We start from the raw sequence: 19,201 nt of genomic DNA, 5'->3' as shown, positions 1-19,201 counted from the left end.
AGGAGGTTCACCATGACCCTGAACACACAACAATGGCTTGAGGCCGACCGCAACACCGTGTTTCACGCCTCAACCCCCCTTGGGCAATATGCCAGAGGCGAGATGGGCGGACGCATCATTACCGGTGCCGAGGGCATTCGCATTTATGACTCTCAGGGCACCGAGCTGATTGACGCCTTTGCCGGCCTGTATTGCGTCAATATCGGTTATGGCCGCCCCGAGATGGCCGAGGCCATGTACGAGCAGGCCAAAAAGCTGGCCTATTACCACACCTATGTGGGCCACAGTAACCAAGCGCTGATTGAATTGTCCCGGCGCATTCTCGGCAAAGCGCCGGCAAACATGAGCAAGGTCTATTACGGCCTGTCGGGCAGTGACGCCAACGAAACCCAGATCAAGCTGGTGTGGTACTACAACAATGTGCTGGGCCGCCCCGAGAAGAAAAAGATCATCTCCCGGGAGCGGGGCTACCACGGCTCCAGCGTGGCCGCCGGCTCCCTCACCGGGCTGCCGCTGTTTCATGCTCATTTCGATCTGCCGCTGGCGCGTATTCATCACACGGTGGCACCCTATTATTATCGCCGAGGTGACGACAGCCTGAGCGAGCAGGCATTTTCCCGCTGGTGCGCCGAGCAGCTTGAAGCAAAAATTCTGGCCGAGGGCCCGGACACGGTGGCCGCCATGATCGCCGAGCCGGTGCTGGGCACCGGCGGTATCGTGCCGCCACCGCAAGGCTACTGGTCCGAAATACGCAAGGTGCTCGACAAATACGACATTTTGCTGATTGCCGACGAGGTGGTGTGCGGCTTTGGCCGGCTGGGCGCCGAGTTTGGCTCGCTCCATTACGACATGCGGCCGGATCTGATGACGGTGGCCAAGGGCCTGACCTCGGCCTATCAGCCCCTGTCGGGCGTGATTGTCGGCGAAAAGGTCTGGCAGACCCTGGAGCGGGGCTCCGACGACTGGGGCGCCATCGGTCACGGCTATACCTATTCCGGCCATCCCATGGGCGCGGCGGCAGCGCTGTGCAACCTGGACATCATCGAGCGGGAAAACCTGGTGGCCAATGCCGAGCATACCGGTGCGCACCTGCAGCGGCGCATGAAAGAAACCTTTGGCGGCCACCCGCTGGTGGGCGAATGCCGGGGCATCGGCCTGCTGGCGGCACTGGAATTTTCCGCCGATCCGGCCAGCCGCACACCACTGGCCCCCGCCCTCAAGGTGGGTCCGCGCATTGCCGCCGCCTGCCTGCAGCAGGGGCTGATCGCCCGGGCCATGCCCCACGGCGACATTCTGGGCTTTGCCCCGCCCCTGGTGGTCACCCCGGACGACATTGACGACATCGTCGCCCGTACCCAAAAGGCGGTGAATACCGTTACCGACGAACTGGTGCGCAGCGGCGAGTGGCGCCCGGCCAGGGATTGAGATGTAAGACGTAAACGTGAGACGTGGAGTAGGTTGTGATGAGCGAAGCGAACCACAACACGAAGCCGTCGGTGGGTTGTTGGAATTCGCTGCGCTCATTGCCAACCTACGGTCTGGAATGAAAAAAGGGCCTGTCATCGACAGGCCCTTTTGCTGTTTGCACGATTTCCGCGATTAGCGCTGCGGACGCAGGGTCGGGAACAGGATCACGTCGCGAATGGTGTGGGAGTCGGTCAGCAGCATCACCAGACGGTCGATGCCGATACCCTGGCCGGCGGTGGGCGGCAGGCCGTGCTCCAGGGAGGTCACATAGTCCTCGTCGTAGAACATGGCTTCGTCGTCACCGGCGTCCTTCTGCTCCACCTGGTCGCGGAAACGCTGGGCCTGATCTTCGGCGTCATTCAGCTCGGAGAAGCCGTTGGCGATTTCGCGGCCACCGATAAAGAACTCGAAACGGTCGGTGATGCTCGGATCCTCGTCGTTACGACGGGCCAGCGGCGACACTTCGGCCGGGTACTCGGTGATAAAGGTCGGCTGGATCAGGCGGTGCTCGGCGGTCTCTTCAAAGATCTCGGTGATCACCCGGCCCAGGCCCCAGGTCTTCTCGACCTTGATCTTGAGATCCTTGGCCACTTCACAGGCGCTCTCAAAGGTCGCCAGCTGGTCCAGGGTCACTTCCGGGTTGTACTTGAGGATGGCGTCCTTCATGCTCAGGCGCGCAAAGGGCTTGCCGAAGTCAAAGGTTTCTTCGCCGTACTGCACCTCGGCGCTGCCCAGCACTTCGGTAGTGACGGTGCGCAGCATTTCCTCGGTGAAGTCCATCAGGTCACGGTAGTCGGCATAGGCCCAGTAGAATTCCATCATGGTGAATTCAGGGTTGTGCCGGGGCGACAGGCCTTCGTTACGGAAGTTGCGGTTGATCTCGAACACCTTCTCGAAACCGCCCACTACCAGCCGCTTTAGGTACAGCTCAGGGGCGATACGCAGGTACATGTCCAGATCCAGCGCATTGTGATGGGTAATGAACGGACGGGCCGAGGCACCACCCGGAATCACCTGCATCATGGGAGTTTCCACTTCCATAAAGCCGTGGCTATTCATAAAGCCGCGAATGGCGGCCATGACCTTGGAACGCACCACAAAGGTCTGGCGGGAGTCTTCGTTGGTGATCAGGTCCAGGTAGCGCTGGCGGTAGCGGGTTTCCTGGTCGGACAGGCCGTGGAATTTCTCCGGCAACGGGCGCAGGGCCTTGGTCAGCAGTTTGAAGCTGTCCATGTTGACGTAGAGGTCGCCCTTACCGGATTTGTGCAGGGTGCCGGTCACGCCGATGATGTCGCCAATATCGAGGCCGTTATACTGATCCTTGATCAGCTTCTGGGCATCCTTGGTGGCATAGGCCTGAATACGGCCGGACATGTCCTGCAGGGCCAGGAAGGGGCCACGCTTGGCCATGATGCGGCCGGCCACGGAAGCCACCTTGCCGAGAGACTCGAGGGTGTCCTTGTCGTGCTCGCCAAACTCGGCCTGCAGATCGGCGGCCAGGTGTTCGCGGCGAAAATCGTTGGGGTGACCATTGGCCGGGCAGTCCTTGCGGATCTGCTCGAGCTTGGCCCGGCGCTCGGCAATGAGCTTGTTCTCGTCTTGTTGCTGCTCTGTCGTCATGATTAAGCCTTGTTTGAATCTTTTCTACGAAATAACCGAGTCCGCATTCCGCCACGTCGGTCGATACCACCCGCAGACTCGCCGTAAACCCTTCCATATGGGGGCTCCACCGCGCCGTCCCTGGCGCGGAGGGTCTGCTCGGCGGCATTCGACCACCGTGGCTCGAAGCCGGTCTCCGTTACTTACAGCCCGGACTTGAGGCTGGCTTCAATAAACTTGTCCAGGCCGCCGTCCAGCACCGCCTGGGTATTGCGGGTTTCCACGCCGGTGCGCAGATCCTTGATACGGGCATCGTCCAGCACGTAGGAACGGATCTGGCTGCCCCAGCCGATGTCGGACTTGCTGTCTTCCAGCGCCTGCTTTTCGGCATTCTGTTTTTGCAGCTCCAGCTCATAAAGCTTGGCCTTCAGCTGCTTCATGGCCTGGTCACGGTTCTTGTGCTGGGAGCGGTCGTTCTGACACTGCACCACAATGCCGGTGGGCTCGTGGGTAATACGCACCGCCGAGTCGGTCCGGTTAACGTGCTGACCACCGGCGCCGGAAGCGCGGTAGGTGTCGATGCGCAGGTCCGCCGGGTTAATCTCGATTTCGATATCGTCGTCGATTTCCGGGTAGACAAAGGCGGAGCAGAACGAGGTGTGGCGGCGGCCGCCAGAGTCGAACGGAGACTTCCGTACCAGACGGTGTACGCCGGACTCGGTACGCAGCCAGCCAAAGGCGTATTCGCCGGTAAAACGCACGGTAGCGGACTTGATGCCGGCCACTTCGCCTTCGGACAGTTCGATAATCTCGGTCTTGAAGCCACGGGCTTCACCCCAGCGCAGGTACATACGCAACACCATGTTGCACCAGTCCTGGGCCTCGGTGCCGCCGGAGCCGGCCTGCAGATCCAGGTAGCAGTCGGACGCATCCTGTTCGCCGGAGAACATGCGGCGGAATTCCAGATCCTCGAGCTTTTTCTCAAGACCGTCCAGGTCGGACTTGGCTTCCTCGAAGGTATCTTCGTCTTCTTCTTCTACCGCCAGCTCAACCAGCTCGCCGATATCGGCGATGCCCTGGTCCATTTCTTCCAGGGTGTTCACCACGGTTTCCAGGGCGGATCTTTCCTTACCCAGTGCCTGGGCGCGCTCGGGCTGGTTCCATACATCCGGCTGTTCCAGCTCGGCGTTTACTTCTTCCAGACGCTCTTTTTTGGCGTCATAGTCAAAGGTACCCCCTAAGAAGCTGCGCCCGTTCAGACAGCTCCTTAAGTTTGTTGTACACAGGGTTTGTTTCAAACATGGACTGACAGACTCTCTGTTTACTGAGTGAGTGGTTTTGGCGCCTCGCCAAAATGAGGCGATCATTCTACCCAAAGCCGGCCCCGAACGCAGCAACAGGCGCGTATTTTCATGGAAGATCCCCCCCTGAATCCGACCCGAATGCGGCCGTTAATTTATGCCTTGCCTGCAGCCAACCCGGTTCTTTGTGCTAATACTCTAAGTGGCATCGCGGTTTTATGCCTTGAGTGAATAACGCTATTTTGCATCGCCATTCAAGAGGACGTGATTATGACAGGCAAAGGAAAAGCAGCCCTGCTGGTGGCCGCCAGCCTGATGGCCGGTACCCTTCAGGCCGCCACCCTGGACGAGGTAAAACAAAGAGGGGTACTTAAGTGCGGTGTTAACAGCGGCCTGCCGGGCTTCTCCAACCCCGACGACAAGGGCGTGTGGAAGGGGCTGGACGTGGATCTGTGCCGGGGCATTGCCGCCGCCGTCTTCAATGACGACGGCAAGGTGCAATATATTCCGCTCAACGCCAAGGAGCGCCTGACCGCGCTGCAGTCGGGCGAAATTGACGTGCTGTCACGCAATACTACCTGGACTTCCAGCCGGGATACCGAGCTCGGCGTCAATTTCGCCGGCATCAACTATTACGACGGCCAGGGATTTCTGATCAACAAGAGCCTGGGCGTCAGCAGTGCCAAGGAGCTGGATGGCGCCGCCATCTGCATTCAGTCGGGCACCACCACAGAGCTGAACGTGGCCGACTATTTCCGCCGCAACGGCATCGGCTACAGCGCCGTGGTGTTCGACACCTCGGAGCAAACCGTGCAGGGGCTGGAAGCGGGCCGCTGCGACGTGCTGACGTCGGACTTGTCCCAGCTGTATGCCCTGCGCATCAAGCTGTCCAAACCCGACGAGGCCGTGGCCCTGCCCGAGGTCATTTCCAAGGAGCCCCTGGGCCCCTCGGTGCGTCAGGGGGATGATCAGTGGTTCAACATTGTGAAATGGACCCATTTCGCCATGGTCAACGCCGAAGAGCTGGGGCTGACCAAAGACAATGTGGACGGCATGAAGAGCAGTGAAAACCCGGACGTACGCCGCCTGCTCGGCCTGGAAGCCGATTTCGGCAAGGGCATGGGGCTGGACAAGGACTGGGCTTATCGCATCATCAAACTGGTGGGCAACTACGGCGAAATCTTTGACGCCAACGTCGGCCAGGACTCTCCCCTGAAGATCGAACGGGGTCTCAACGCCCTGTGGACCGAGGGCGGCCTGCAATACGCCCCACCGGTACGCTGATGCCAGTCCGGGCTGCCTGCGGGCAGCCCGATGGCCTGTGGTGAAGCTGTTTGAGCCATATTCAAGGATGAAGCCATGTCGTCACCGGTTAAGCCTTCTGCCCCTCCAGTAAAGTTCTGGCGCGATCCGGCCAAACGGGCGCTGCTGTTTCAGTTGGTACTGCTATGCGCCGTGGCCGCCTTTATCGCCTTTATTGTCAACAACACCCTCAATAACCTCAGTACCCGCGGCATTACCACCGGCTTTGGTTTTCTTGACGATCCCGCCGGGTTTGCCATCGCCCAGTCCCTTATTCCTTATGCCGAGACCGACACTTATGGCCGCACTTTTGTGGTGGGCCTGCTCAATACCTTGCTGGTGTCCTTTCTCGGTATTATCGGCGCTACGCTGCTGGGTTTTGTCATCGGCGTGGCCCGGCTTTCACCCAACTGGCTGATCGCCCGGCTGGCGTCGGCCTACGTAGAGCTGTTTCGCAATATTCCACTGCTGCTACAGATGTTTTTCTGGTATTTCGCGGTGCTGCGCACCCTGCCCGGCCCCCGCGACAGCCTCAGCCTGAATGACAGCGTGTTTCTCAATGTGCGCGGCCTTTATCTGCCCGAGCCCATACCGGGCAGTGGCTTCATTTGGATCTGGCCAGCTCTGCTGCTGGCGCTGGTACTGGCATTCTGGCTGGTGCGCTTCAATCATCGTCGCCAGGACGCCACCGGCCAGCGCCTGCCGGTCTGGTCGATAAGCCTGGGGCTGGTTATTCTGCTGCCCGGCCTCACCTTTCTGGCGCTGGGAGCACCGCTGGAGTGGAACTACCCCGAGCTGCGCGGCTTCAACTTTCGCGGCGGCATGACCATCATTCCCGAATTTTTGGCGCTGTGGCTGTCGCTGACCGTGTATACCGCCGCCTTTATCGCCGAAATCGTGCGCTCCGGTATTCAGGCCATCTCCCACGGCCAGACTGAGGCGGCCCACGCCCTGGGCATCAAGGACAGCCTGACCCTGAGGCTGGTGATCATTCCCCAGGCGCTGCGGGTAATCATACCGCCGCTCACCAGCCAGTATCTCAACCTGACCAAGAACTCGTCGCTGGCCACCGCCATTGGCTATCCGGATCTGGTTTCGGTGTTTGCCGGCACCACCCTCAACCAGACCGGCCAGGCCATCGAGGTGATTGCCATTACCATGCTGGTATACCTCAGCATCAGCCTGGCGGTGTCCTTCTTCATGAACTGGTTCAACAGCCGTATGGCGCTGGTGGAGAGATAGTATGTACAAAGACACCCTGACGCCGGAACGTCCGGCGCCCGTTTCCCGCAAGGGGTTAACCGGCTGGCTCAGGACCAACCTGTTCTCCGGCCCCCTGAACTCGGCGGTCACCCTGCTGGGCCTGTACGGTCTCTATCTGATCCTGGTGCCCATTATCGACTGGGCCCTGCTCAGTGCCGACTGGACCGGTGTCAGCCGGGACGCCTGTACCAGCGGCGGCGCCTGCTGGGTCTTTATCACCAACCGGTTGCAACAGTTCACCTACGGCTTTTACCCAAGCGATGAACTGTGGCGCATCAACCTGACCTTTGTGCTCTTTGTGGCCCAGCTGCTGTGGCTGGCCCTGCCCCGGCTGCCGGGCAAGATGTGGCTGGGCCCCTTTATGGTGCTGGTGTTTCCGCTCATTGCCTGGGTGTTGCTTTACGGCGGCTGGTTTGGCCTGACCGAAGTGCCCACTCACAACTGGGGCGGCCTGACCCTGACCCTGATACTGGCGGTGGTGGGCATTACCGCCGCCCTGCCCATCGGCACCCTGCTGGCCCTGGGCCGGCGCTCGCACATGCCGATAGTGCGCAGCCTGTCGGTGGTGTTTATCGAGTTCTGGCGCGGCGTGCCCCTGATCACGGTACTGTTTATGTCGTCGGTGATGCTGCCGCTGTTCGTGCCCGAGGAGCTGACCCTCGACAAGCTGGTGCGGGCCATGATCGGCATCATCTTCTTTCAGTCTGCCTACATGGCCGAAGTGGTGCGTGGTGGCCTGCAGGCCATTCCTCGGGGCCAGTATGAGGCGGCCGCGGCACTGGGCCTGAACTACTGGAAAATGATGGTGCTGATCGTGCTGCCCCAGGCGCTGAAGCTGATGATTCCGGGCATCGTCAACACCTTTATTGCCCTGTTCAAGGATACCAGCCTGGTGCTGATCATCGGCCTGTTCGATCTGCTGGCCATCGTCCAGGCGGGGCTGGCCGATCCCAACTGGCTGGGGTATGCCACCGAAGGCTATGTGTTTGCCGGCCTGGTGTTCTGGGTGTTCTGCTATGGCATGTCGAAATACAGCCAATACCTGGAGCGCAAGCTGCACACCGGTCACAAGAAACGTTAGTGGAGTAAGTACATGGAAGCACAACAACAGGAAGCCATGGTGACCCTGCGCGGCGTGAACAAGTGGTATGGCGACTTTCACGTGCTGCGCGACATCGATCTGACTGTGGCCAGGGGCGAGCGCATCGTCATCTGCGGGCCTTCGGGCTCGGGAAAGTCCACCCTGATCCGCTGCATCAACCGGCTCGAAGAGCACCAGCAGGGAGACATTCTGGTGCGCGATACGCCCCTCACCAATGACCTCAAGAACATCGAGACCATTCGCCGGGAAGTGGGCATGGTGTTTCAACACTTCAACCTGTTTCCCCACCTGACGGTGCTGGAAAATTGCACCCTGGCGCTGATCTGGGTACGCAAGACCCCAAAGAGGCAGGCCGAGGACATCGCCATGAAGTTGCTGACTCGGGTCAAGATAGAAAATCAGGCCAAAAAATACCCGGGGCAACTGTCGGGCGGTCAGCAACAGCGGGTAGCCATTGCCCGCAGCCTGTGCATGAACCCGGAGATCATGCTGTTTGACGAACCCACCTCGGCACTGGATCCGGAAATGATCAAGGAAGTGCTGGACGTCATGATAGAGCTGGCGGAAGAAGGCATGACCATGATGTGTGTCACCCACGAGATGGGCTTTGCCCGCACCGTGGCCGACCGGGTCATTTTTATGGATGCCGGCCAGATCATCGAGGAAAACGATCCCGAAACCTTTTTCCATCATCCCCAGTCGGAACGCACCAAGCTGTTCCTGAGCCAGATCCTGGGCAACTGATGCAACAGATTGCTCCGTGCCGGCGGGCAGCATGCCGCCGGCATCGAAAAACAGTATAAAGTTTCACTCAAGCTTTTCATAATGGCGGCCGATATAGCTGTTACCTCCCTTTCCCTTAATAGCGAATATGCAGAACCTTCAACTAAAGCACAAAATACTACTTAGCTTTATGGTAGCCATCGTGCTTACCGTGGCCGCCCTCAGCACCCTGAGCTTTCGGGATATGAAAGCCCAGCTGTATCTAGACAGCGAGCAACTGGTGGCCGGCCTGGCGGCACGGGAAACCGCCAAGGTGGCCGAATGGCTGCGTATTCGCCAGGCCATGCTCACCGCCGCCGGCCAGCAGCTGGAAGGTAACCCCCGGCCGGCGCTGCAACTCGTGGAGCAGGCGGGCGATTTTCAGCTGGCCTATCTGGGCACCACGGAAGGCGTGATGATCGACGCCCAGCCGCGGGATCGCAGCGGCTATGACCCCCGCACCCGTCCCTGGTACAAACAGGCCCTGCAGGCCAATACCGCCATGGTCACGCCTCCCTACGAGGATGCCACCTTTGGTGTCACCGTGGTGACCCTGGCCCAACCGGTAACCACCTCCACCGGACAACTTTTGGGTATCATCGGTGCCGATGTGGCCATTTCCAGCCTGGTGAACGACGTCAACGCCATTCGCTTGCCCGCTCAGGGCCAGGCCATGATGCTGAGCCGGGACGGAACCCTGATCGCCTATCAGGACGCCAGCCTGGCGCTGCAACCGGCCACTCGCCTGGCCGAGGAGCTGACCGCCGGCAACCTGTCCCGCTGGCAGGGCAGTGAGCGCCTCAACCCGGTCAGCATCAACGGTACCGACAAGCTGATCCATGTCAGCACCATTCCCGGCAGTGACTGGCAGCTATTGTTCATGCTCGACAAGGCGGCGCTGGAAGCCCCCCTCAGCACCCTGTTGTGGCGTCAGCTCGGCTTGTCGGCCCTGGTGATTCTTGCCGCCCTGGTATTGATTGGCCTGCTGCTGCAATTTCTGCTGGGTCCCCTGCTCAAGGTGTCCCGAGCCCTGGCCCAGATTGCCGATGGCCGGGGCGATCTGACCCAGCGCATTGAGCTGCATGGCCGCGACGAGGTCGGCCTGCTGGCCGCCAACTTCAACCGCTTTGTGGCCAGCCAGGCCGAGCTGATCCGACACATTCGCCAGCAGGCCGAATCCCTGGGCGGTAACGCCGAACAGGCCTCGGTGCGTGCCAACCAGACCGTGACCGAACTGGGCCGGGCCCAGCAGGAAGTCACCATGGTGGCCACCGCCGTGACCGAAATGGCCTCGGCCACTCAGGAGATCGCCCACAACGCCGAGCAGACCGCCACCGCGGCACAGCAGTCCAGCGCCAGCACCGAGCAGGGCAAGCAGCTGGTGCACAAGACCCGGGATTCCATCTTCAGCCTGGCCAGGGAAATGGAGCAGGCGGCGGCGGTGATCACCCGCCTCGACCAGCACGCCCACGATATTTCCAGCGTGCTGGCTACCATTCAGGGAGTCGCCGAGCAGACCAACCTGCTGGCACTGAACGCCGCCATTGAAGCGGCCCGGGCCGGTGAGCAGGGCCGGGGCTTTGCGGTGGTGGCCGACGAGGTGCGGGTGCTGTCCCAGCGCACGCATGCTTCCACCGAAGAGATTCAGGGCACCATAGATACCCTGCAACAGGCCACCGGCGAAGCGGTGAAACTGATGCAGGCCAGCCGCAACATGGCCGAACTGAGTGCAGAAGACGCCGAGGCCGCGGCCCAGGCACTGGAAGAGATCACCGCCGCCGTGGGGCTGATCTCCGATATGGCCAGCCAGATCGCCACCGCCGCCGAGGAGCAAAGCCAGGTGACCGGGGAAATAACCCAGAACACCACCGCCATCAAGGATGTGTCGGACGAGCTGGCGAGCGACGCCGAGCAGTCGCTGCAGCAGTCAAAGGATCTGCACCGCCAGGCCGGCGAGCTCAATGGGCTGGTCAGCGCCTTTACCCTGTAAACTCAAAAAGGGCTCAATGAGCCCTTTTTCTTATCCATCATTTCGGCTCGCAGGCCGAAGTAGCGAGCTTCACACCAGCGGCGCCAGCCGTTCCACCAGCAATTGCAGCTGGCGCCGCCCCTTCCATTCATTCACATCCAGCTTGTATACCAGCTGCACTTTCTGAATGGCGGCATTGGGCCAGGTGCCCAGATCCACGTTAAAGGCGATGGCGTCGATGACGGTGCGGCCCTCGTCCGGGCTCAGCACCAGCTTGAGGTGTTTGTCGCCCACCAGCCGTTGCTGAATAATACGAAACTCGCCGTCGAACAGCGGTTCGGGAAAGGCCTGGCCCCAGGGGCCGGCAAAACGCAATTGCTCGGCCAGTTCCAGGGTCAGCTCGGCAGCGGTGAGCTCGCCGTCACTGAGGATCTCGCCGGTGAGCAGCTCGGGACTGACCCACTCCTCCACCATGGATTCAAAAGCCGCCTTGAACGGCTCAAGCGCCCCCTTGGACAGCGACAGCCCGGCAGCCATGGCGTGACCGCCAAACTTGGTGATAAGACCCGGATGACGGCTGTTCACCGCTTCAAGCAGATCCCGCAGATGCACCCCGGGAATGGAGCGACCCGAGCCCTTGAGCTCGTCGCCGCCGGCTTCGGCAAAGGCGATAACCGGGCGGTAATACTGCTCCTTGATGCGTGAGGCCACCAGCCCCACCACCCCCTGATGCCAGTCGTCCTGGTGCAGCACCAGCCCCGACGGCAAGGCGCCGTCACTGATGCGCACCTTGGTGAGTGTTGCCAGGGCTTCCTGCTGCATGCTGGTCTCAATGGCCTTGCGCTCCCGGTTGAGCTCGTCCATCTGGGCCGCCAGCCGGCGGGCCTCGTTGATATCGTCGCAGAGCAGGCAGGCCACGCCCATGGACATATCATCGAGCCGGCCCACGGCATTGAGCCGCGGCCCCAGGGCAAAGCCCAGATCCGAGGCCACCAGCCGTTGCTGGTTGCGCCCGGAAATATCGATCAACGCCTGAATGCCGGGGCGCAACCGGCCGGCGCGCATGCGCTGCAGCCCCTGATGCACCAGCACCCGATTGTTACCGTCGAGCGCCACCACATCGGCCACGGTACCGAGCGCCACCAGATCGAGATAATCCGCCATATTGGGCGCACGAATGCCCTGTTGCTCAAACCAGCCCCGTTCGCTCAGGGCCGAGCGCAGCGCCAGCAGCAGGTAAAAGGCCACCCCCACCCCGGCCAGATTCTTGGATGGGAAGTCGCAGCCGCGCTGATTGGGGTTGACGATGGCATCGGCCGCAGGTATTTCGTCGCCGGGCAGGTGATGGTCGGTCACGATCACTCGCATGCCCGCGGCTTTTGCCGCCGCCACCCCGCTGATGCTGGAAATGCCGTTATCCACGGTGATCAGCAGCTCGGCCCCCAGTTCCACCGCTTCTTCCACTACTTGCGGACTCAGTCCGTAGCCATAATCAAAGCGGTTGGGCACCAGGTAGTTGACCCGCTGCGCGCCCATCGCGCGCAGGCCGTGCACCATCAACGCCGAGCTGGTGGCGCCGTCGCAGTCAAAGTCGCCCACGATCAGAATGCTGCGCTGCTCATTCAGCGCCTGCACCAGCAGTCGCACCGCCTCATCCATGCCGCGCAACGCCGGCTTGTGCAGGGCGCTGGCCTGCAGGTTGAGCTGCTCGGCCTCAATGACGCCACGGCTGGCATACAACCGCTGCAAAATGGCGGGAAGATCGGCGGGTAACCGGTGAGCCACCGGCTCACGCCGGCGAATGGGCAGGGAGGAAGACACTGACATAAAAATACTGGCTGTTTAAACAGGCGAACAACACTAACCGGGCAAGGTGAAATTTGCAACGCTCTCCCGAAGACGAAGCAGCAGCGCGGTTGCGCTACGCCGACACGCTTCAGGCCCATCCATGGGACGCTCGGCACCTGCCTTCCCTGGCAGGTGACGGTCGGCGACGGCAATCCCCACTGCTGCTTCGTGCAGTACCGTAGTTGACTGTTAGTCAAAGTAGGTTGCGAATGAACGAAGCGAATTCCAACACTCGGCAGACGCCATTCATTGTTGCGATTCACTGCGTTCATCGGCAACCTACGGCCCACCTGTTGTCAGCCTTCATGTGAGCCAACAGGCACGGCACAGTGCCTCCAGCCAAACGACTTAAAGCTTCAAGCTCCGCCGCAGGCGGTTACCCCCGAGGGTGATGCTCTTCGTGCAGGGCGTTGAGGCGGTGGGTGGCCACATGGGTGTAGATCTGGGTGGTAGACAGATCCGAGTGGCCCAGCAGCATTTGCACCACCCGCAGATCGGCACCGTGGTTAAGCAAATGAGTGGCAAAGGCATGGCGCAGGGTGTGGGGCGACAATTCCTGGGTTATGCCGGCGCGCAGGGCGTAATGCTTGATGCGGTGCCAGAAGGTCTGTCGGGTCATCTGCCGAGCCCGCCGGGACGGAAACACCACGTCCGACGCCTGCTCTCCCAGTAGCGCCGCCCGCCCTTCCTTGAGAAACCGGCCCAGCCAGTACAGGGCTTCTTCCCCCATGGGCACCAGCCGCTCCTTGTTGCCCTTGCCGGTTACCCGCACCAGCCCCTGGCGCAGGCTGATGCTTTCCATCGACAGGCTCACCAGCTCGGTGACCCGCAAGCCGCTGGCATAGAGCAGCTCCAACATGGCCTTGTCGCGCAGCTCCAGGGGATCACCGGGCTCGGGGGCATCGAGCAACGCCGACACTTGCTGCTCGCTCAGATCCTTGGGCAGCCGCTTGGGCAGCTTGGGCCCGGCAATCAGCGCGCTGGGGTCGTCGTTGCGCAGTTGCTCCCGGTGCAGGTACTGAAAAAAACGCCGCAACACACTCAGCATGCGTGCCGTGCTGCTGGCCTTGAAACCGAGGTCAATGCGATGGGCCAGGTATTGCTGCAGGGTCAGGCTGTCCACCGCCAGCAGGCTGCCGCCCTCACCGTCCAGCCAGACGGCGAAGTGGCCCAGATCGCTGCGGTAGGAAGACAGGGTATTGTCGGACAGCCCCTTTTCCAGCCAGAGGGCGTCAATAAACTGCTCGACCAGCGGATGACTCATGTTGACTCCGTGCTCCGCCCGGCAGGCGGCTTCTGTTATGATAGCGCCATTCTGTGAAACAAGAACGGAGCCCCATGAATATCGGTTTGTTTTACGGCTCGACCACCTGCTACACCGAGATCGCGGCCGAGAAAATTCGCGACCAGCTCGGTGCCGAGCTGGTTGATCTGCATAATATCAGGGATGTGCCGCTGGCGCGTACTCAGGACTACCCCATTCTGATCCTTGGCATTTCCACCTGGGATTTTGGCGAACTGCAGGAAGATTGGGAGTCCCACTGGGACGATATCGATTCACTGGATCTGGACGGCCATGTGGTGGCGCTGTTTGGCATGGGCGATCAGCTGGGCTACGGCGAGTGGTTTCAGGACGCACTGGGCATGCTGCACGACCGAGTGGTGGCCCGGGGCGCCAGCGTGGTGGGCTACTGGCCCAATCAGGGTTACGAGTTCGAGGCCTCAAAGGCGCTCACCGAAGACGGCAAGTATTTTGTCGGCCTGTCGCTGGACGAAGCCAACCAGTATGACGACACCGACACCCGCATTGAAACCTGGGTGGCGCAGATCCTGGACGAGATTGCAGCGCTCTAATCTCCTCTTCCCTCAACGAAAAAAGCGGCCTAAGGCCGCTTTTTTGATTTAACCGGATCGCACTCAGGCGGTGGCGTGTTGCGGTGCCTTGCCGGCCACCAGGCCAACCACGGCGGCCAGGGCGGTGGGCAGGGTCCAGGCCATACCCACACCGAACAGCGGCATAAAGTCGAGCAGGCTCATGTCGAAGCCGGCGGCCTGCAGGCCGTCGAGCAGGCCAAAGAAAAAGGCCACGCTCATAATCAGGCGAAAGGCGAACACCGGGGCCCGCATCAACGGCCGCAGGAAGGTGGCCACCACCAGGGCGATAGCCACCGGATAGAGGGCCACCAGAATGGGCACAGACACACTGATCAGGGTATTCAGGCCCACATTGGCCACCAGCATGCAGGCGGTGGCGATGCCGATCACCCAGCTTTTATAGCTGCCCTTGCCGGTCAGGTTATGGAAGTAATCGGCGCAGGAGGATACCAGGCCCACCGCCGTGGTCAGGCAGGCCAGGGTGACGATGGCCGAGAGGATCCACAGCCCCGGCTCACCAAACAGCGACAGCACGTAGGCACTGATGATCTCGCCGCCATTGCTGGCGTCCATCACCACGCCCTGGCTGGTGCCGCCCAGCACAAACAGGGAAATATACACAAAGCCCAGGCCGGCGGCGGCGATCAGCGCCGCGGCCATCAGGTAGCGGGACTGGGCACGAGTGTCGGTCACGCCCTTCTTGCGCAGCACGTCCAGGATCAGCATGGCGAACAGCAGGGATGCAAATGTATCCATGGTGTTATAGCCCTCGATAAAGCCCTTCACAAAGGGCTGGGCCAGGTAGGCCTCGGTGACCGCCGGCTGTGTTCCCTGGGGATTCACGAACACCGCAATGGCCAGGGCCACCAGCAGCACCAGCAACAGCGGCGTCAGCAGCTTGCCCACCGCCTCCAGCAACCGGCCCTGACTCAGCGACAGCAGTAGCGCTACGCCGAAAAACACCAGGGTGTAAAGGGTCAGCGCGCCCTGGCCCGGGTTGTCGAGAAAGGGCTTCACGCCCATTTCATAGGCCACCAGGCCGGTGCGGGGCGCGGCAAAGGCCGGACCGATGATGATGAAGATGGCACTGCCCATCAGGGTGATCACCAGGGGCGGCAGGTAACGACCCATCACCGGCAGGCCGCCACCGGCCAGGGCCGCAGCCACCAGGCCGGCCAGGGGCAGGCCCACCGCCGTGGTCAGAAAGCCAAACATGGCGCTGGTCAGATGCTCGCCGGCGAGAAAGCCGGCCAGGGGGGGGAAAATGATGTTTCCGGCCCCGAGGAAAAAGGCGAATGTCATGAAGCCAAGCCCCATAACATCAAAGGTGGACAGTGGTTTTTTCAAGACAAACCTCATGGCGGCGATGCGCAAAATGAAAGTTTCGTTTGGAAACTAAGCAATTAAACAAGACGATGCGCTACCATTCCGGGTTTGTAAAATACTAAAAACTGGCAGCGCACAAGCAGCCGAATAGCATAATGATGTGAAAATTATCTTCAATGCAAAATTTACATCTTAAGATAGAAGGGCGACACCATACCTTTGTATATATCGCCATACTCTCCATTCGCAGTATTTATGACGATATCACCCGCAATCAAACAGTTTTTGATCCTGCCAAAGCGCAACAAAAAACGACCCGGGCTTTTACCTTCCCGGGTGATAACCGACTTCTGCTCCAGCAAAAACAGCCCATTTGAATCCGCACACCACAGAGCATCCTGCTGTGCCTGCCAGGGCAGCACCAGACATAGCTGTCCGGTCGGGCTCAGCAACCGGCTGCAATGGGCAAACAGCTCAGCCAGACTCAGGCTGCCGCCATGACGAGCGCTGGCCCGGGCGGCACAGTCAAAGGCCTGCCCCGGGGCAAAATAGGGCGGATTGGACACGATCAGCTCAAAGGGTTCGGCCTCAAACTGCTGCAAGGCGCCCTGAACAATGCTGATCTGCCCGGGCCAGGGCGAAGCCGCCACGTTGTCGGCGGCCTGGCCGGCGGCCGCTTCATCCAGCTCGAGCCCGGTAATGTGTACCCCTTCGTCGCCACGCTGCGCCAGCATCAGCGCCACCAGCCCGGAGCCGGTGCCCACGTCCAGAATACGCCTGGCCCGGCCCAGAGGTGCCCAGGCCCCGAGCAGAATGCCGTCCGTGCCCACCTTCATGGCACAGCGGTCGTGATGAACATGAAATTGCTTGAGGGTAAAACCGCGGCCGGCCATGGTGATCCTGTGAGTATTTTGGTGGAAGTTCGCCTATAATACTCGGCCATTTTGGCTGACGGAATTGAACATGAGCAGTATGACCTTTGAGCAACTGGAGCTGGACCCCATTCTGGTTCGCGCCCTGGCCCGCATGGGCTATGCCAGACCCACCACCATTCAGAGCCAGGTCATACCCGAAGCCATGAGCGGCCGGGACATCATGGCCTCCGCCCCCACCGGCACCGGCAAGACCGCGGCCTTTCTGTTGCCCGCCTGCCAGCACCTGCTCGACTTTCCCCGGCGCCAGGCCGGCCCGGCCCGAGTGCTGGTGCTGACCCCCACTCGGGAGCTGGCCAAGCAGATTGCCGACGACGCCAAGGCCATGCTCAAGGAAACCGGCCTGCGGGTGGAAACCATCACCGGCGGCGTGAATGCCGAAAAGCACCTTCCGGCCCTGACCAAAACCACCGACATCGTCGTTGCCACCCCCGGGCGGCTGCTGCAATACATAGACGAAGAGTCGTTCGACAGCCGCGACATTGAAATGCTGATCCTGGACGAAGCCGACCGCATGCTCGACATGGGCTTTATTCAGGACGTGGATCGCATTGCCGCCGAGGCCCGCTGGCGCCGCCAGACCATGCTGTTTTCCGCCACCCTGGAAGGCCGTGGACTGACCAAATTTGCCGCCGACATTCTCAAGGAGCCGGTAGAGCTGTCTGCCGAGCCGCCCCGCAGCGAGCGCAAGAAGATCAACCAGTGGCTGCACCTGGCCGACGACCCCGAGCACAAGTTCGCCCTGCTCACCCACCTGCTGCGCCAGCCCGACGTCACCCGCAGTATCGTATTCGTCAAAACCCGGGACCGGCTGATGGAGCTGGCCAGCCGGCTGCAGCAGGAAGGCCTGGACAACGCCTGGCTGCGCGGCGAAATGGATCAGGACAAGCGTTTTGAAGCACTGCGCCGCTTTCGCAACGGCAAGGTCAACATTCTGGTGGCCACCGATGTCGCCGCCCGGGGCATCGATCTGCCCGAGGTCAGCCATGTGATCAACTACGACATGCCGCGCACCGCCGACGTCTATGTGCACCGCATCGGCCGCACTGGCCGGGCCGGCCGCAAGGGCACCGCCATCAGCCTGGTGGAGGCCCACGACATGGCCATGGTGGTTAAGGTGGAGCGTTACACCGATCAGAAGCTCAAACGCCGGGTCATCGACGAACTGCGCCCCAAGCACAAGGAAGCGGCGGTGGCGGTGCGCAAGAAAAAGGACACCGACGGCAAGGGCAAAAAGGCCGCCCAGCCCAAGAAAAAAGCCCGCCTGCGTGACCAAAAGGCCAAGGGACAGCCCCGCTGGCTGAAGGACAAGCAGGACAAGGAATAATCCTTTCCCGGCCTGAAGGCTATACTGGCGGTAACTCAGGCAAGGGAGCCAATGCCATGACCACCAGGCAAGAAAAGGAACGCCGCCGGCTGCAGCGCCGCAAAAACCTCGATCGCCGGGCCAGAATTCGCTGGGAGCCGGAAAAGGATCCCCTCGACCGGCGCGAACGGGGCGGTCGGCGCGAAGACGACATCACCGGCCCGAAATGGCTGAAATAAAAAAACCGGCCCAGTGGGCCGGTCGAAAAAACAAAAGAGAGAGTCAAAAAAGGGAATTGCTGAAATTCAGTAGACACATCCTTATAGAGGGGTGCCGTCCGGGAAAGGTTCCCGCCCTTTTTCATTTTTTTCAGGAGTTTTGCTCTTCCCGCCGAAACACCAGCTCGGTGGCGGTCGATTCTTCTTCCACAAAATAGTAACCGGCGGTATCAAAGGCGGTCAGCTGGCTCACTTCGGTGAGCCGGTTTTCGATGATGTAACGGGCCATCATGCCCCTCGCCTTCTTGGCATAGAAGCTGATGATCTTGTACTGGCCGTTCTTGCAGTCCTTGAACACCGGGGTCACTATCTGGCCTTCCAGCCGCTTCGGTTTCACCGCCTTGAAATACTCGTTTGAGGCAAGGTTAATCAGCACGTTGTCCCCCTGCTCCACCAGCGCCCGGTTCAGGGCATCGGTGATGATATCGCCCCAGAACGCGTACAGATCCTTGCCCCGGGCGTTATCGAGCTTTGTTCCCATCTCCAGCCGGTAGGGTTGCATCAGATCCAGCGGCCGCAACAGACCATACAGGCCCGACAGCATACGCATGTGGGCCTGGGCAAAGGCAAAGTCGCCCGGACTCAGGGTGTCGGCGTCCAGGCCGGTATACACATCCCCCTTAAAGGCCAACAGCGCCTGTTTGGCATTTTTCGGCGTAAATTCCGGCTGCCAGTCGGCAAAGCGGGCGGCGTTCAGACCCGCCAGCTTGTCGCTGATCTTCATCAGCCTGCCAATGTCGGCCGGAGTCAGTTCACGGGCCCGCTCAATCAGCTCGGCGGAGTGCGCCAGCAGCTCGGGCCGAGTGTAATCGGCAATCACCGGCGGCGTGTCGTAGTCCAGGGTCTTGGCGGGGGACACCACTATCAGCAT

16 protein-coding genes are annotated in these 19,201 nt (G+C 60.9%); 9 read left to right on the top strand and 7 right to left on the bottom strand.

Going from position 1 to position 19,201, the window contains the following annotated elements; all coding sequences use genetic code 11:
* Positions 1 to 12 precede the first annotated feature (12 nt).
* Positions 13 to 1,425 carry an aminotransferase gene (locus tag OJHNALOF_RS04100; protein ID WP_165661239.1) on the top strand — a complete coding sequence of 471 codons (1,413 nt, stop codon included), beginning with the start codon at positions 13 to 15 and terminating at the stop codon, positions 1,423 to 1,425.
* A 174-nt stretch (positions 1,426 to 1,599) separates the two neighbouring features.
* Here the strand turns inward: OJHNALOF_RS04100 and lysS are convergent, their stop codons facing one another.
* Both lysS and prfB read right to left on the bottom strand, forming a co-directional pair.
* Positions 1,600 to 3,087 carry a lysine--tRNA ligase gene (gene lysS / locus OJHNALOF_RS04095; RefSeq protein WP_165661238.1) on the bottom strand — a complete coding sequence of 496 codons (1,488 nt, stop codon included), beginning with the start codon at positions 3,085 to 3,087 and terminating at the stop codon, positions 1,600 to 1,602.
* Positions 3,088 to 3,269: 182 nt separating this feature from the next.
* Positions 3,270 to 4,368 (bottom strand): peptide chain release factor 2 gene (gene prfB, locus OJHNALOF_RS04090; RefSeq protein ID WP_141202184.1). Its coding sequence is split into 2 segments (ribosomal slippage): positions 3,270 to 4,292 and positions 4,294 to 4,368, totalling 1,098 coding nucleotides; the frame shifts between segments, so codons are not numbered across the junction.
* Positions 4,369 to 4,637: 269 nt separating this feature from the next.
* Here prfB and OJHNALOF_RS04085 point away from each other — a divergent pair.
* The 5 genes from OJHNALOF_RS04085 to OJHNALOF_RS04065 all read left to right on the top strand — a co-directional run bounded on the left by OJHNALOF_RS04085 (position 4,638) and on the right by OJHNALOF_RS04065 (position 10,786).
* Positions 4,638 to 5,651, top strand: coding sequence for an amino acid ABC transporter substrate-binding protein (locus tag OJHNALOF_RS04085; RefSeq protein WP_094200373.1), 1,014 nt, complete (start codon positions 4,638 to 4,640; stop codon positions 5,649 to 5,651).
* Between the two features lie 75 nt (positions 5,652 to 5,726).
* Complete coding sequence (locus OJHNALOF_RS04080) at positions 5,727 to 6,911, top strand: amino acid ABC transporter permease (RefSeq protein WP_094200374.1); 1,185 nt, start codon at positions 5,727 to 5,729, stop codon at positions 6,909 to 6,911.
* Position 6,912: 1 nt separating this feature from the next.
* The gene (locus OJHNALOF_RS04075; protein WP_094200375.1) at positions 6,913 to 8,013 is read left to right on the top strand and encodes an amino acid ABC transporter permease; all 1,101 of its coding nucleotides are present in this window, start codon (positions 6,913 to 6,915) and stop codon (positions 8,011 to 8,013) included.
* A gap of 36 nt (positions 8,014 to 8,049) precedes the next feature.
* The gene (locus OJHNALOF_RS04070; protein WP_094200600.1) at positions 8,050 to 8,778 is read left to right on the top strand and encodes an amino acid ABC transporter ATP-binding protein; all 729 of its coding nucleotides are present in this window, start codon (positions 8,050 to 8,052) and stop codon (positions 8,776 to 8,778) included.
* Between the two features lie 127 nt (positions 8,779 to 8,905).
* Positions 8,906 to 10,786: a methyl-accepting chemotaxis protein gene (locus OJHNALOF_RS04065; protein WP_165661237.1), complete on the top strand. Its 1,881-nt coding sequence runs from the start codon at positions 8,906 to 8,908 to the stop codon at positions 10,784 to 10,786.
* Positions 10,787 to 10,855: 69 nt separating this feature from the next.
* On the opposite strand, the gene recJ is transcribed toward OJHNALOF_RS04065, so the two are convergent.
* The gene (recJ, locus tag OJHNALOF_RS04060; protein WP_165661236.1) at positions 10,856 to 12,592 is read right to left on the bottom strand and encodes a single-stranded-DNA-specific exonuclease RecJ; all 1,737 of its coding nucleotides are present in this window, start codon (positions 12,590 to 12,592) and stop codon (positions 10,856 to 10,858) included.
* A 397-nt stretch (positions 12,593 to 12,989) separates the two neighbouring features.
* Entirely contained in the window at positions 12,990 to 13,877 is an 888-nt protein-coding gene (gene xerD, locus OJHNALOF_RS04055) for a site-specific tyrosine recombinase XerD (RefSeq protein ID WP_094200378.1), read from the bottom strand.
* A gap of 74 nt (positions 13,878 to 13,951) precedes the next feature.
* Here xerD and fldB point away from each other — a divergent pair, with 74 nt between their 5' ends.
* Entirely contained in the window at positions 13,952 to 14,467 is a 516-nt protein-coding gene (fldB, locus tag OJHNALOF_RS04050) for a flavodoxin FldB (protein WP_094200379.1), read from the top strand.
* Between the two features lie 63 nt (positions 14,468 to 14,530).
* Here fldB and brnQ read toward each other — a convergent pair whose 3' ends face one another.
* On the bottom strand, positions 14,531 to 15,847 hold the full coding sequence (gene brnQ, locus OJHNALOF_RS04045; RefSeq protein WP_206063556.1) for a branched-chain amino acid transport system II carrier protein: 1,317 nt from the start codon (positions 15,845 to 15,847) through the stop codon (positions 14,531 to 14,533).
* 152 nt (positions 15,848 to 15,999) lie between these two features.
* A complete protein-coding gene (locus tag OJHNALOF_RS04040; protein ID WP_165661234.1) occupies positions 16,000 to 16,707 on the bottom strand; it encodes a tRNA1(Val) (adenine(37)-N6)-methyltransferase in 708 nt (235 codons plus the stop codon).
* Between the two features lie 70 nt (positions 16,708 to 16,777).
* Between OJHNALOF_RS04040 and srmB the strand changes: the two genes are divergently transcribed.
* Complete coding sequence (gene srmB, locus OJHNALOF_RS04035; protein WP_094200382.1) at positions 16,778 to 18,073, top strand: ATP-dependent RNA helicase SrmB; 1,296 nt, start codon at positions 16,778 to 16,780, stop codon at positions 18,071 to 18,073.
* Positions 18,074 to 18,129: 56 nt separating this feature from the next.
* The gene (locus OJHNALOF_RS04030; RefSeq protein ID WP_165661233.1) at positions 18,130 to 18,291 is read left to right on the top strand and encodes a hypothetical protein; all 162 of its coding nucleotides are present in this window, start codon (positions 18,130 to 18,132) and stop codon (positions 18,289 to 18,291) included.
* Positions 18,292 to 18,421: 130 nt separating this feature from the next.
* On the opposite strand, the gene yaaA is transcribed toward OJHNALOF_RS04030, so the two are convergent.
* Positions 18,422 to 19,201 (bottom strand): peroxide stress protein YaaA, encoded by a 780-nt coding sequence (gene yaaA / locus OJHNALOF_RS04025; protein ID WP_165661232.1) that lies wholly within the window; start codon positions 19,199 to 19,201, stop codon positions 18,422 to 18,424.

Source organism: Oceanimonas sp. MB9, assembly GCF_011319775.1.
GTDB classification, from domain to species: domain Bacteria; phylum Pseudomonadota; class Gammaproteobacteria; order Enterobacterales; family Aeromonadaceae; genus Oceanimonas; species Oceanimonas doudoroffii.
The sequence above is the reverse complement of the archived record's forward strand: the minus strand, read 5'-3'. Positions and strand labels throughout refer to the sequence as shown.

Bases quoted from the DNA above. Each gene is read 5' to 3' on its own strand.
- OJHNALOF_RS04100 (WP_165661239.1), top strand. From the start codon at position 13: ATGACCCTGAACACACAACAATGGCTTGAGGCCGACCGCAACACCGTG.
- lysS (WP_165661238.1), bottom strand. From the start codon at position 3,087: ATGACGACAGAGCAGCAACAAGACGAGAACAAGCTCATTGCCGAGCGC.
- OJHNALOF_RS04085 (WP_094200373.1), top strand. From the start codon at position 4,638: ATGACAGGCAAAGGAAAAGCAGCCCTGCTGGTGGCCGCCAGCCTGATG.
- OJHNALOF_RS04080 (WP_094200374.1), top strand. From the start codon at position 5,727: ATGTCGTCACCGGTTAAGCCTTCTGCCCCTCCAGTAAAGTTCTGGCGC.
- OJHNALOF_RS04075 (WP_094200375.1), top strand. From the start codon at position 6,913: ATGTACAAAGACACCCTGACGCCGGAACGTCCGGCGCCCGTTTCCCGC.
- OJHNALOF_RS04070 (WP_094200600.1), top strand. From the start codon at position 8,050: ATGGTGACCCTGCGCGGCGTGAACAAGTGGTATGGCGACTTTCACGTG.
- OJHNALOF_RS04065 (WP_165661237.1), top strand. From the start codon at position 8,906: ATGCAGAACCTTCAACTAAAGCACAAAATACTACTTAGCTTTATGGTA.
- recJ (WP_165661236.1), bottom strand. From the start codon at position 12,592: ATGTCAGTGTCTTCCTCCCTGCCCATTCGCCGGCGTGAGCCGGTGGCT.
- xerD (WP_094200378.1), bottom strand. From the start codon at position 13,877: ATGAGTCATCCGCTGGTCGAGCAGTTTATTGACGCCCTCTGGCTGGAA.
- fldB (WP_094200379.1), top strand. From the start codon at position 13,952: ATGAATATCGGTTTGTTTTACGGCTCGACCACCTGCTACACCGAGATC.
- brnQ (WP_206063556.1), bottom strand. From the start codon at position 15,847: ATGAGGTTTGTCTTGAAAAAACCACTGTCCACCTTTGATGTTATGGGG.
- OJHNALOF_RS04040 (WP_165661234.1), bottom strand. From the start codon at position 16,707: ATGGCCGGCCGCGGTTTTACCCTCAAGCAATTTCATGTTCATCACGAC.
- srmB (WP_094200382.1), top strand. From the start codon at position 16,778: ATGAGCAGTATGACCTTTGAGCAACTGGAGCTGGACCCCATTCTGGTT.
- OJHNALOF_RS04030 (WP_165661233.1), top strand. From the start codon at position 18,130: ATGACCACCAGGCAAGAAAAGGAACGCCGCCGGCTGCAGCGCCGCAAA.
- yaaA (WP_165661232.1), bottom strand. From the start codon at position 19,201: ATGCTGATAGTGGTGTCCCCCGCCAAGACCCTGGACTACGACACGCCG.